A 12,918-nucleotide genomic window follows, 5' to 3' on the forward strand; every position below is an offset into this window, starting at 1 on the left:
TGAACGGCCATGCCCCAGCGAATCCAACCCGACCTGCTGCGTGCGCAGCTTGGCGAGCTGCACGCCGCCACCGAGCTGAGCCCCGAGGCCCGGCACTACCAAGCCTATTACGGCCTCGATCTGCCACAGCGGCGTGACATTCACAGCCGCCTCGGGCGTTTTCGCGTGGGCGACTACGACGTGGTGGCCCAGGCCTGGTGGCCGCCGCAGCCGTACGCCAGCCTGCTGGTGATGCATGGCTACTACGATCACATGGGGCTGTACCGCCATGTCGTCGAATGGGGCCTGGACATGGGCTTCGCCGTACTCGCCTGCGACCTGCCGGGACACGGTCTGTCCAGCGGGCCGCCGGCCAGCATCAACGAGTTCGAGGAATACCAGGCGGTGCTCAACGGCCTGTTCGAGCAGGCGCGCCAGCTCGATCTGCCACGGCCGTGGCACCTGCTCGGGCAGAGTACCGGCGGCGCGATCCTGCTCGATCATCTGCTGCATCAGCCGCAGAACGCCGAGCGCGGTCGCACCATCCTGCTGGCGCCGCTGGTACGGCCGCGCGCCTGGCTGCGCTCGAGGCTCAGCTACGAGCTGGTGCGCCGCTTCGTCCAGCAGATCCCGCGCAGCTTCAGCGACAACTCCAGCGACACGCGCTTCCTGCAGTTCGTGCAGACCGAGGACCCGCTGCAGGCGAACATCCTGCCGACGGCCTGGGTCGGCGCGCTGTCGCGCTGGATTCCGCGCATCGAGAAGGCGACGGGCAGCGGCGAGTCGCCGTTGATTATCCAGGGCGAGGCGGACATGACGGTGGACTGGCAGTACAACCTGCCGGTGCTGCAGAGCAAGTTCGCCGCGCCGGAGATCCTGCGCCTGCCGGCCGCGCGCCATCACTTGGTCAACGAAAGCGAGGCGCTGCGCCAGCGTTATTTCGCCTTCCTGCGCGAGCGCCTGAAATGAGCGCGGGTGGCGCTCAGCGCTGCTGCGCCTGGACCGAATCCGGGCCTACCGCCAGACCCGCGCGCAGCGCCTGTAGCGCCGCCGCGTAGTACGCCGTGCCCTCGGCGGATTGGGCGTACTGCAGGTACTCCTCCAGCTCGGCATCGGACAGCGAGCGATAGACATACAGCAGGGTGTTGTCCAGATCGCCCTCGATCTGCTGCACCAGCCGTTCGCGCTGGCTGTTCAGCAGCCCCTGCGCCTGACCGCCGCCGAGAATGCCGGGCAGCATCTGGCTGAGGCTGTCGGCGGCCACACCGGCCAGTGCCAGGCTGACTTCGGCCCCGGCGGCGCTGGCCGGAATGGCCTGCGCCAGATGGCGGATCAACAACTGGCGATTGCTGCCGGCGTCCATCCGCGGCAGGCCGTTGGCATGCTGTGCGAGCTGTTCGCGGCGTGCCGCCAGTACTTCGGCGGCGACGACCTTGCGCCCCAGCGGAGTCTGGAAGAACTGCAGCGCCGGCTGCGGCTCGGCCAGGTGCTCGCGCAGCGCCTGCAGGGCGCGCCGATCCACGGCGTCGCTGGCGAAACGGCGGTTGCTGTTGTCGACCAGCGCCTGGAATACCGCCGGCGGCAGGCTGTCCTTGTAGCGCTGCTGGGCGGCGGTCAGCGCGTCGCTGAAATTGGCGCGCTGCTCGGTCCAGCCGGCGGTTTCGTAGAGTTCTTCGTAGGCATCCGCCTGGCTGGCGAAGCTGATGACCAAAAGGGCAAGGGCAAGAAAGGCGCGCATGGGATCTCCTGTACGGGGTCGGGCATTGTCGACGCCGCCTGGCCGACTGTCGAGCGGGGCTGGCGCGGTCGGGAGGCTGGACGAATTGCCACAGTCCGGCCGCCACGTGGGCATTTCCCGATGCCACCCGGCGGGCGCAGAATACGCCACCGGGCGCATGATCGTGCGCCTCTTCCCCAGATCATCTTGAATGTCAGCTGCGCGCATCGTTCCCCGTTGCGCCGCGTGGCCCGCCGTGGCGGTTCGATGATCCCGATCTCTCGGAGCCCTGATCTTGCAGTTTTCGACTCTCATCGATGACCTGGCCGTGCGTGGCTGGTCGGTACAGCGTGCGTTCATCCCAGGCCATGACTCCCTCCGCCTCGCCGAAGAGTGTCGCCGCCGCGAGGCGGAGGGTGTCATGGTGCCAGCCGCGATCGGACGCGGCGGAAGCCAGGCGGTGCATGAAGGCATACGCAGCGACCGCATTCTCTGGCTGGAATCCGGCCAGTCGGCCGCCAGCGATCTCTACCTGCAGCTGATGGATGCGCTGCGCGAGCAGCTCAACCGCGAGCTGTACCTCGGCCTGGAGGAGTTCGAGTGTCACTTCGCTTTCTATCCGCCGGGCGCGTTCTACAAGACGCATCTCGACCGTTTTCGCGACGATGACAGCCGCAGCGTGACCGCCGTGCTCTATCTCAATCCGGACTGGCAGCCCGATCACGGCGGCGCCCTGCGCCTGTATCTGGCCGACGGTGAGAGCCTCGATGTCGCCCCGGATGCAGGCACCCTGGTGGTGTTCATGGCCGGCGAGTTCCCGCATGAAGTGCTGCCGACGCAGGTCGACCGCCTGTCGGTCACTGGCTGGTTCCGTCGCCGCGCCGCGCTGCCGCTGTCGGCCTGAACGGCAAAAAAAAGCCCGGCACTAAGGCCGGGCAAAAAAGGAAAGCAGAGAGGTCGAACGCTACATGCCCAGGGCTTCGGGCAGCGCCAGGGAAATCCACGGCACGTAGGTGATGATCACCAGGAAGCTCAGCAGCATCATCAGCCACGGCATGGCGGCGCGGATCACCTGGGTGACGGTCATGCCGGTCACTGCCGAGGTGACGAACAGGTTCAGGCCCACCGGCGGCGTGATCAGGCCAATCTCCATGTTCACCACCATGATCACACCCAGGTGGATCGGGTCGATGCCCAGCTGCACGGCGATCGGGAAGAGGATCGGGGCGAGGATCAGGATGATCGCCGACGGCTCCATGAAGGCACCGGCCACCAGCAACACGATGTTCACCACCAGCAGGAACATCCACGGCTGCAGGCCGGCTTCCAGCACCCAGGCGGTGATGGTCTGCGGGATCTGCTCGGTGGTCAGCACGTGGGCGAACAGCATGGCGTTGGCGATGATGAACATCAGCATGATGCTCAGCTTGGCCGACTCCAGGATCACCTTCGGGCATTCGCGGATGGTCATGTCCTTGTAGACGAACAGCGCGACGAAGCCTGAGTACACCGCTGCCACGGCGGCCGCTTCGGTCGGGGTGAACATGCCCGAATAGATGCCGCCGAGGATGATCACCATCAGCAGCAGGCCCCAGATCGCCTTGCGTGCAGAGGACAGCCACTCGCGGAAGGTCGCGCGCGGCAGCGCCGGCAGGTTCTTCTTCACCGCGATGATGTAGATCGCCACCATCAGTACCGTGCCGAGCAGCAGGCCCGGCACCACGCCGGCCATGAACAGCTTGCCGACCGAGGTTTCGGTCGCGGCGGCATAGACCACCATCACCACCGACGGCGGGATGAGGATGCCCAGCGTACCGGCGTTACAGACGATGCCCGCGCCGAAGGCCTGCGGGTAGCCGGAGCGCACCATGCCGGCGATGGCAATGGAGCCGACCGCGGCCACGGTGGCCGGCGAGGAGCCGGACAGTGCGGCGAACAGCATGCACGCCAGGACCGCGCCGATGGCCAGGCCGCCACGGATATGGCCGACACAGGCATTGGCGAAGTCGATCAGGCGGCGCGCCACGCCACCGGTGGTCATGAATGCACCGGCAAGCAGGAAGAACGGGATCGCCAGCAGGGTGTAGTGCTCGGAGGTCTCGAACAGCTTGATCGCCAGCGAGCGCACCGAGTCCTCGCTGAAGATCATGATGGTCAGTGAGCCGGCCAGGCCCAGCGACACGGCGATCGGTACGCCGAGGAACATCAGCAGGAAGAGCAGGGCGAACAGAAACAGGATGGTCATTTACTTGTGCTCCTCGTGCTCGGTCAGTTTGACCGCATCGGCGGCTTCGTCGGCGAGCCCCAGACCGGTCTGCTGATTACGCAGGATGCGCACGAAAATCTCGGCGAAACGGATGAACATCAGCGCGAAGCCGAACGGCACGATCAGGCCGATGTGCCACTGCTTGATACCGATGTGGCCCAAGTCCTCGGCGCCGATGTTGGCGTTGAACAGGGTGTGGATCCACTCGAAGCTGGCGACGCTCAGCAGCCCGGCGTAGCCCAGGCAGATGAGGCCGGCGATGATGCCGATGATGCGCTGCACGTGGCGCGGCGCAAGCTTGACCAGCGCATCGACGCCGATATGGCCGGCGGTGCGCACGCCATAGGCCAGGCCGAAGAAGATCAGCCAGGCGAACAGCGCCTTGGTCAGCGCGGTACTCCAGGTCATGGACTGGGCCAGGCCGATGATGAAGTCGCCGATGGCGAACCAGAAATCGGCGCTGCCCTCGAACCGATCGCCCAGGTCGTAGAACAGCGTGTAGAGGTTGTTGAGAATGACGTAGACGAACGTCACCAGTGTCATGGCCGCCAGCAGGAAAGCGATGAAGCTCTCCTCGAAGTGGTCCCAGACGCGCCGCAGGGCGTTCATGGATGACATCTCCCGATGGACTGCAAGTTTACGGTGGGCGAACACGGAACGTGTGCCATGAACCAGCCGGGGCGGCTGGAGTAACAGCACAATGAAAACTCTTGTTGTCGCCAGAGAAGCGGTGTGGCCGGGATCGCCTGGGCCTCTGCCGTCCTGCCCTTGGTGCGGGCGTCGTCTTCGCTAGCTGCTGTGTTTTTTCACTGGGCTGTCGGTACTTCCGGAATTACAGCAGGGGCGGGCGGGTAGCCCGCCCCTGGTACAGCTTATTTCGCCTGGTTGGCGGCTTCGGCGGCCTTGATCAGGTCAGCACCGATCTCGCCCTCGAACTTCTTCCACACCGGCTTCATCGCATCGCGCCACATGCCGCGTTGCTCCGGGGTGAGGGTGATGATTTCGGTGGTGCCCGCATCGAGGATGCGCTGCTTGTCGCCCTGGTTCAGCGCATCGGCCTGCTTGTTCACCTCGACGGTGACCTCGGCCAGGATGCTTTCCAGTTCGCCGCGGATGTCAGCCGGCAGACCGTTCCAGAACTTGGTGTTGGTGATCACCATGTAGTCCAGCAGACCGTGGTTGGACTCGGTGATGTACTTCTGCACTTCGTGCATCTTCTGCGAGTAGATGTTCGAGTACGGGTTCTCGGCACCGTTAACCACGCCAGTCTGCAGGCCCTGGTAGACCTCGGCGAAGCTCATCTTGCGCGGGTTGGCGCGCACGGCCTTGAACTGCTCGTCCAGTACGGCGGAAGCCTGTACGCGGAACTTCAGACCACGGGCGTCCTTCGGCTCGATCAGCTTCTTGTTGGCCGACAGCTGCTTCATGCCGTTGTGCCAGTAGCCCAGACCGGTGATGTTCTTGTCTTCCATCGAGCGCAGCAGCTTCTGGCCGGCCTCGCCCTTCTGGAAGCGGTCAACCGCGGCGATGTCATCGAACAGGAACGGCAGGTCGAAGACCTGGACGCCCTTAGAGTAGTGTTCGAACTTGGCCAGCGACGGCGCGATCAGCTGCACGTCACCCAGCAGCAGGGCTTCCATTTCCTTGCCGTCACCGAACAGCGAGGAGTTCGGGTAAACCTGAACCTCGACCTTGCCCGGCAGGCGCTCTTCCACCAGCTTCTTGAACAGCAGGGCGCCCTGGCCTTTCGGCGTGTTCTCGGCGACCACGTGGGAGAACTTGATGGTGATCGGGTCGGCCGCATGGGCCAGGCCGGCGATGCTCAGCGACAGGGCGCAAGCCAGCGCCTTGGCAGTCAGTTTGAACATTGGTGTTTCCCTCTTGTTGTGAAGAATCGCCGCGCGACGATTCGGCAGTGACCTGCGATGAGTCTAGGCAGCATTTGGCGATGCCTCCTGCCGTCGAGCGACATGTCCCGCAAGGCTTCAGTAGGTTAGCAATGCCTGTGCCAGCCGGCGGCTGCAGCCTCGCGTGGGCAAAGCTTGTACCAGCTGCGCATGACGCTTTGAATCGGCAGATGCCAGGAAAGCCGTCTGGGTCGCAGCTTTGCGGGTTGCGCGCGGCGCGGCTGGCGGCGCCGCGGGGAGGATTCGAGGCAATTCGTCGCAGGCGAGGCGTGTTCGGGTGGGATGGCGGAAACCCGCCAATCATTCCCCGTCATCGGGCGGACTTCCGCCAGCCTCGGCGAAACTCAGGCCGTGTTTGCGCAGTTTGTCGTGCAGGGTCTTGCGCGGCAGGCCGAGCGCCTCGGCGGCGCTGCGCAGCGAACTGTGCGGGCGCGCCAGTTCGGCGGCGATCAGCGCGCGCTCGAAGGCGTCGACCTGCTCGCCCAGCGTGCCGCCGCCCGGCATCGGCGCGCCAGCGGCGGCCTGCTCCAGGCCCAGGCCGAGGCCGAGGGCGAAACGCTCGGCGGTGTTCTGCAGCTCGCGCACGTTGCCGGGCCAGTCGTGGCGCAGCAGCAGGGCGCGCTGCTCCGGCTGCGGATCGCGTATTGGCAGGCCGTGGCGCTGGGCGGCGGTTTCGGCGAAATGCTGGAACAGCAGCAGGATGTCCTCGTTGCGCTCGCGCAGCGGCGGGATGCGCAGCGGTGCGACGTTCAGGCGGTAATAGAGGTCGGCGCGAAAGCGGCCCTGATCGGCTGCGACGCGCAGGTCTTCCTTGGTCGCGGCGATGACGCGGATGTCCAGCGCGATCGACTGGTTGCCGCCGAGCCGCTCGACCACGCGCTCCTGCAGCAGGCGCAGCAGCTTGACCTGCACGTCCAGGCTCATGCTCTCGATCTCGTCGAGGAACAGCGTGCCGCCGTTGGCGAACTCGAACTTGCCGATGCGTCGCTTCTGCGCGCCGGTAAAGGCGCCCGGCTCGTGGCCGAACAGCTCGCTCTCGACCACCGACTCGGCCAGGGCACCGGCGTTGATCGCCACGAACGGGCCGTTGCGCCGGCTGGACAGGTCGTGCAGCGCGCGCGCGACCACCTCCTTGCCGGCGCCGGTTTCGCCGAGGATCAGCACGTCGGCCTGGGTGCCGGCCAGCGCGCCGATCTGCTCGCGCAGGCGCAGCATCGCCGGCGAATGGCCGAGCAGGCGCGCGGTCAGCTGCTGACGATCGGCCAGCGCCAGGCGCAGGCTGCGGTTGTCCAGCACCAGTTGGCGCAGCGCGAGGGCACGGCGCACGCTGTCGAGCAGTGCTTCGCTGGGGAAGGGTTTTTCGAGGAAATCGTAGGCGCCGGCGCGCATCGCCTGCACCGCCAGCTGGATGTCGCCGTGGCCGGTGATGAGGATGACGGGCAGCTCGGCGTCGCGCCCCCGCAGCTGCTGCAACAGCTCCAGGCCGTCGATGCCGGGCATGCGGATGTCGCTGACCACCACGCCCGGCCAGTCGGCCGGCAGCCGTGCGCCCACCTCGCGCGCATCGCCCAGGCTGACCACCCGCAGGCCGGCCAGATCGAGGGTCTGGCTCAGCGCCTTGCGCAGGTGCGGGTCGTCGTCGATCAGCAGCACCTGGGCGTCGGCGCTGATCAGGTTGTCGCTCATTGCAGATGATCCTCGGTCGGGAAGGCGGCGCCGGGTTCGGCGCTGCGCAGGAACAGGCCCAGCTGGGCGCCGCCGTCGGGGTGGTTGGCGAGGCTCAACTCGCCGCCCAGCGCGCGCACCAGCGTATCGCAGATCGCCAGGCCGAGACCGAGCCCCTGGGCGCTGGTCTTGGTGGTGAAGAAGGGCTCGCGTGCGCGGCGCAGCGCCTCGGCGGAAAACCCCGGGCCGTTGTCGCGCAGGGTCAGCAGTACGCCCTTGCCCTGCTGTTCGGCGCGCAGCCAGATGCGCCTGACCGGCGGGCGCTCGGCGAGGGCGTCGAGGGCGTTGGCCAGCAGGTTGGCGAGGATCTGCCGCAAGCGCGTCTCGCCGGCCTGTACCCACAACGTGGCTTCCGGCAGATCGCGCACCAGCTCGACGCCCATCGCCTGGCGGCGCTTGGCCAGCAGCGCCAGCGCATCGTCCAGCGCCGGCTGCAGGGCGACGCGCTCGGGCGCGTGCTGGTCGCGGCGGGCGAAGGCGCGCAGGTGCGCGATGATCGAGGCCATGCGCGCGGTCAGTTCGCTGATCAGCCTGAGGTTGTCGCGTGCCTCGGCGTTGCGCTGCTGGTCAAGCAGCACGCCGGCGTTGTCGGCGTAGCTGCGGATCGCCGCCAGCGGCTGGTTCAGCTCGTGGCTGATGCTGGCGCTCATGGTGCCCAGTGCTGACAGCTTGCCGGCCTGCAGCAGCTCGTCCTGGGCGCGCACCAGCTCCTGCTGGGCCTGTTCGCGTTCGAGCACCTCGACCTTCAGGCGGCTGTTCAGCGCCTCGAGGTCGCGGGTGCGTTCCTGCACACGCTGCTCCAGTTCGCGGCGGGCCTGCACGTCGAGCGCCAGGCGGTCAAGAAAGTGCCGCCGGCGTTGCATCAGCAGGCCGAGCAACAGCAGCAGCGCCAGCAGGGTGGCGCCGCCGATGGCGACCACGGTGCGTACCGGCCGCTCGACCAGCGCGATCGGCGCGAGGATGCGCACGCTCCAGCCGGTCTCTTTCAGTTCGCGGCTCTGGATCAGCCAGGCGTCGATGTTCAGCGCCAGGTCGCGCGGCTCGAGGGTGGTGTAGGGCTGGTCGAAGGCGATCTGCTCGCGCTCCTCGGCGCTCAGCGCGCGGCTGGCGCGAAAACGCCAGTCCGCGCGCGAGGTGAGGATCACCACGCCGAAGGCGTCGGTCACCATCAGCTGCTCCGGGGTGTTGCCCCACAGCGTTTCGGTGTGGTCCAGATCGACCTTGACCACCAGCACGCCGAGAATCTGGTCGCCATCTCGCACCGCCGAGCCGAAGTAATAGCCGCGCTTGCCGGAGGTGTTGCCGAGGCCGAAGAAGCGCCCCAGACGGCCTTCCATCGCTTGGCGGAAGTACGGGCGGAAGGCGAAGTTGCGCCCGATGAAGCTGTCCTCGGCGTCCCAGTTGGAGGTCGCCAGCGTGGTGCCCGCGGTATCCATCAGGTAGATCACGTCGGCCCCGGTGCGTTGCTGCAGCTGTCGCAGCAGGCGGTTGGCGCGATCACGGACCTGCGGCACTTCGGCATTGTGCAACGCCGAGCGCAGCTCCGGCAGCTCGCCGAGGATGCGCGGCAGCACCTCGTAGCGGTTGAGCGTGCCGAGCAGGTTGGCGACGTAGAGGTCGAGGGTCTGGCGATTCTGTTCGGTCAGTTCGCTGCGGTAGTAGCGGTCGGCCAGTTGCTGCAGCGGCCACAGCAGCGGCGCCAGCAGTACGGCGAGCAGCGCGAGGTTGCGCCAGCGGGGGCGATGAGTGAGTGCGGATGCGGTCATGGGGGCGCCTGTGAGTCCGGCGCATTATGCACGTTCGGTGATGCGAGATTCAGCGCCGCGCGGTTGCCCGGTCCGTGGGCGGGGCGGTCAGAGGCTTTGCTGCAGCGCGGCGTGGCGCGCCAGCTGGATCGCGCAGGGGGCGTTCAGGCATTCGTGCAGGGCGCTTTCCCAGTCCGGCAGCTGCAGGTCCCAGTCCCGCTGCAGGCGCGAACAGTCGAGCCGTGAATTGAGCGGACGCTGGGCGGCGGTGGGGTAGTCGCAGGAGCGGATCGGCTCGATCCGCGCGCGCAGCGTGCCCTGGTTCTGCAGATGCTCGGCGATGCTGCAGGCGAAGCCGTACCAGGACGTCTCGCCCTCGGCGCTCAGGTGATAGAGACCTTCGAGCGGGCGCTGGCCGTCGCGCCAGCGCCGGATCATCGCCCCGGTGGTGCGGGCGATGCTGCGCGCCCAGGTCGGGGCGCCGATCTCATCGGCGACCACCGAGAGCTCGTCGCGCTCCTGCAGCAGGCGCTGCATGGTCAGTAGAAAGTTCTTGCCGTGCAGGGAATAGACCCAGCTGGTGCGCAGGATCAGCTGCTCGCCGGCCACCGCCTGGATCGCCTGTTCGCCGGCCAGCTTGCTGGCACCGTATACGCCCAGCGGGCGTGGCGGGTCCTGCTCGATGTAGGCGCCGGCTTTGCGCCCGTCGAAGACGTAATCGGTGGAGTAGTGGACCAGCGGTACGCCGAGCCGTGCCGCCTCCTCGGCGAGTACGCCAGGGCCGCGCGCGTTTACCGCGAACGCCTGTTCGCGCTCGCGTTCGGCCGGATCGACCGCGGTGTAGGCGGCGGCGTTGATGATCAGGTCGGGGCGCAGCAGGCGCACCTGTTCGCGAATCTGCGCGGGATCGGCCAGGTCGAGGACGTTGTGCCCGAGGGCGAGCACCTTGCCGTCGCCGGCCAGTTCCAGCTGCAGTTCACGGGTGAGCTGGCCGCGGCTGCCGGTGATCAGGATCTTCATGCAAACAGCTCCGCATCGCACAGCAGCTTGCCGGCCTGATCCTTGGCGGACAGCTGCGGTGGGGTGTCGAGCGGCCAGTCGATGCCCAGCTCCGGGTCGTTCCACAACAGGCTGCGCTCATGCTCCGGCGCGTAGTAGTCGGTGGTCTTGTAGAGGAACTCGGCGCTCTCGCTGAGCACCACGAAGCCGTGTGCGAAGCCTTCGGGAATCCACAGTTGCCGCTGGTTCTGCGCGCTCAGGTGGGTGCCGAACCAGCGGCCGAAGCTCGGCGAACTCTTGCGCAGGTCGACGGCGACGTCGAATACCTCGCCGGCGACCACCCGCACCAGTTTTCCCTGCGGCTGCTGGATCTGGTAATGCAGACCACGCAGCACGCCGCGCTGGGACTTGGAGTGGTTGTCCTGAACGAACTGGCGCTTGAGCCCCGTGGCCGCCTCGAAAGCGGCCGCGTTGAAGCTTTCGTAGAAGAAACCGCGTTCGTCGCCGAAGACCTTGGGCTCGATGATCAGTACGTCGGGAATGCTGGTTTCGACGACCTTCATGCGTCTTCACCCGCCAGCTTGAACAGGTACTGGCCATAGCCGGTCTTGCCCAGCGCATCGGCGCGGCGCAGCAGCTGCTCGCGGTCGATCCACTTGTGCTGGTAGGCGATTTCTTCCAGGCAGGCGACCTTCAGGCCCTGACGGTGCTCGATGGTCTGCACGTACTGCGAGGCTTCCAGCAGGCTGTCGTGGGTGCCGGTGTCGAGCCAGGCGAACCCGCGGCCGAAGCGCTCGACGTTGAGGTCGCCGCGCTTGAGGTAGGCCATGTTGACGTCGGTGATTTCCAGCTCGCCGCGCGGCGAGGGCTTGATCGACTTGGCGATCTCGATCACGTCGTTGTCGTAGAAGTACAGGCCGGTCACCGCGTAGCTGGACTTCGGCTTCTTCGGCTTCTCTTCGATGGACAGCGCCTTGCCGTTCTCGTCGAAGTCGATCACGCCGAAGCGCTCCGGGTCCTTGACCCAGTAGCCGAACACCGTGGCGCCCTTTTCCTGGCGCGCGGCGCGTTGCAGCTTCTCGGTGAAGTGCTGGCCGTGGAAGATGTTGTCGCCGAGGATCAGGCACACCGGGTCGCTGCCGATGAATTCCTCGCCGATCAGGAACGCCTGGGCCAGACCGTCCGGCGAGGGCTGCTCGGCATATTGCAGGCGAATGCCGAACTGGCTGCCGTCACCGAGCAGGTTCTGGTACTGCGGCAGATCGTGCGGGGTGGAGATGATCAGCACGTCGCGGATGCCGGCAAGCATCAGCACCGACAGCGGGTAGTAGATCATCGGCTTGTCGTAGATCGGCAACAGCTGCTTGGACACGCCGAGGGTGATGGGGTGCAGGCGCGTGCCGGACCCGCCGGCGAGGATGATTCCCTTCATGCGATGTTCTCCAGGGCGCCGAGGCGCTCGCGTTGATAGCTGCCGTCCTGGACGCGACGGCACCATTCGAGGTTGTTCAGGTACCACTGCACGGTCTTGCGCAGGCCGCTCTGGAAGGTTTCCTGCGGCACCCAGCCGAGCTCGCGCTCGATCTTGCTGGCGTCGATGGCGTAGCGCAGGTCATGGCCTGGGCGATCCTTGACGAAGGTGATCAGGTCCTCGAAGCGTGCCACGCCGGCTGGCTTGTGCGGCGCCAGCTCTTCGAGCAGCGCGCAGATGCCGCGCACCACGTCGATGTTCTTCTGCTCGTTGTGGCCGCCGATGTTGTAGGTCTCGCCGACCTCGCCCTTGCTCACCACCGTGAGCAGCGCGCGGGCGTGATCCTCGACGAACAGCCAGTCGCGAATCTGCGCGCCGTCGCCGTAGACCGGCAGCGGCTTGCCGTCCAGCGCGTTGAGGATCACCAGCGGGATCAGCTTCTCGGGGAAGTGGAACGGCCCGTAGTTGTTCGAGCAGTTGGTGATCAGTACCGGCAGGCCGTAGGTGCGCTGCCAGGCGCGGACCAGGTGATCGGACGCGGCCTTGCTTGCCGAATACGGCGAGCTGGGCGCGTAGGGTGTGGTCTCGGTGAACAGGTCGTCGGTGCCGTGCAGGTCGCCGTACACCTCGTCGGTGGAGATGTGGTGGAAGCGGAAGGCCTCGCGGCGTTCGGCCGGCAGGCTCTGCCAGTAGGCGCGGGCGGCTTCGAGCAGCTGATAGGTGCCGACGATGTTGGTCTGGATGAATTCGGCCGGGCCGTCGATGGAACGGTCGACGTGCGATTCGGCGGCCAGGTGCATGATGGCGTCCGGCTGGAAGTCCAGCAGCGCCTCGCTGACCCGCTCACGATCGGCGATGTCGGCCTGGAGGAACTGATAGCGCGGATGGTCTTCCACGGCGGCCAGCGACTCGAGATTGCCGGCGTAGGTCAGTTTGTCCAGGTTGAGCACGCTGTGCTCGGTATCGTGGATGAGGTGGCGAATCAGTGCCGAGCCGATGAATCCGGCCCCGCCAGTTACGAGAATGCGCATAGTGATCGGGCTTCCTTGGCGTGCTCTGGAGCGTCAGGCTCTGAGCGTGTGTCGGCTGGATAGACCGGGCAGCGATGC

General features: G+C 66.6%; 12 protein-coding genes. 2 read left to right on the forward strand and 10 right to left on the reverse strand.

What is annotated here, in order from left to right:
- The first annotated feature begins 9 nt into the window (after positions 1–9).
- The gene (bipL, locus tag NAV27_RS00700) at positions 10–948 is read left to right on the forward strand and encodes a phospholipase BipL (protein ID WP_102828086.1); all 939 of its coding nucleotides are present in this window, start codon (positions 10–12) and stop codon (positions 946–948) included.
- Positions 949–961: 13 nt separating this feature from the next.
- Here bipL and NAV27_RS00705 read toward each other — a convergent pair whose 3' ends face one another.
- Positions 962–1,717: a DUF2059 domain-containing protein gene (locus NAV27_RS00705; protein WP_102828085.1), complete on the reverse strand. Its 756-nt coding sequence runs from the start codon at positions 1,715–1,717 to the stop codon at positions 962–964.
- A 274-nt stretch (positions 1,718–1,991) separates the two neighbouring features.
- Between NAV27_RS00705 and NAV27_RS00710 the strand changes: the two genes are divergently transcribed.
- Positions 1,992–2,600: a 2OG-Fe(II) oxygenase gene (locus NAV27_RS00710; protein WP_102828084.1), complete on the forward strand. Its 609-nt coding sequence runs from the start codon at positions 1,992–1,994 to the stop codon at positions 2,598–2,600.
- 60 nt (positions 2,601–2,660) lie between these two features.
- On the opposite strand, the gene dctM is transcribed toward NAV27_RS00710, so the two are convergent.
- From dctM to rfbB, 9 genes are all read right to left on the reverse strand, one after another.
- On the reverse strand, positions 2,661–3,941 hold the full coding sequence (gene dctM, locus NAV27_RS00715) for a C4-dicarboxylate TRAP transporter large permease protein DctM (protein ID WP_102828083.1): 1,281 nt from the start codon (positions 3,939–3,941) through the stop codon (positions 2,661–2,663).
- On the reverse strand, positions 3,942–4,571 hold the full coding sequence (locus tag NAV27_RS00720; RefSeq protein ID WP_054093896.1) for a TRAP transporter small permease: 630 nt from the start codon (positions 4,569–4,571) through the stop codon (positions 3,942–3,944). It abuts the gene before it with no gap.
- A 263-nt stretch (positions 4,572–4,834) separates the two neighbouring features.
- A complete protein-coding gene (dctP, locus tag NAV27_RS00725; RefSeq protein WP_102828082.1) occupies positions 4,835–5,830 on the reverse strand; it encodes a C4-dicarboxylate TRAP substrate-binding protein DctP in 996 nt (331 codons plus the stop codon).
- A 339-nt stretch (positions 5,831–6,169) separates the two neighbouring features.
- Positions 6,170–7,555 (reverse strand): sigma-54-dependent transcriptional regulator, encoded by a 1,386-nt coding sequence (locus NAV27_RS00730; protein ID WP_102828081.1) that lies wholly within the window; start codon positions 7,553–7,555, stop codon positions 6,170–6,172.
- On the reverse strand, positions 7,552–9,360 hold the full coding sequence (locus tag NAV27_RS00735) for a sensor histidine kinase (protein WP_102828080.1): 1,809 nt from the start codon (positions 9,358–9,360) through the stop codon (positions 7,552–7,554). Before NAV27_RS00735 ends, NAV27_RS00730 begins: the two co-directional genes overlap by 4 nt.
- A gap of 87 nt (positions 9,361–9,447) precedes the next feature.
- A complete protein-coding gene (gene rfbD, locus NAV27_RS00740) occupies positions 9,448–10,359 on the reverse strand; it encodes a dTDP-4-dehydrorhamnose reductase (protein ID WP_054093900.1) in 912 nt (303 codons plus the stop codon).
- Entirely contained in the window at positions 10,356–10,901 is a 546-nt protein-coding gene (gene rfbC, locus NAV27_RS00745; RefSeq protein WP_102828079.1) for a dTDP-4-dehydrorhamnose 3,5-epimerase, read from the reverse strand. Before rfbC ends, rfbD begins: the two co-directional genes overlap by 4 nt.
- Positions 10,898–11,770, reverse strand: coding sequence for a glucose-1-phosphate thymidylyltransferase RfbA (rfbA, locus tag NAV27_RS00750; RefSeq protein ID WP_008569273.1), 873 nt, complete (start codon positions 11,768–11,770; stop codon positions 10,898–10,900). Before rfbA ends, rfbC begins: the two co-directional genes overlap by 4 nt.
- The gene (rfbB, locus tag NAV27_RS00755) at positions 11,767–12,840 is read right to left on the reverse strand and encodes a dTDP-glucose 4,6-dehydratase (RefSeq protein ID WP_008569274.1); all 1,074 of its coding nucleotides are present in this window, start codon (positions 12,838–12,840) and stop codon (positions 11,767–11,769) included. The genes rfbA and rfbB overlap by 4 nt, the downstream gene beginning before the upstream one ends.
- Positions 12,841–12,918 lie beyond the last annotated feature (78 nt).

This window comes from Stutzerimonas degradans (assembly GCF_024448505.1).
Taxonomy (GTDB): domain Bacteria; phylum Pseudomonadota; class Gammaproteobacteria; order Pseudomonadales; family Pseudomonadaceae; genus Stutzerimonas; species Stutzerimonas degradans.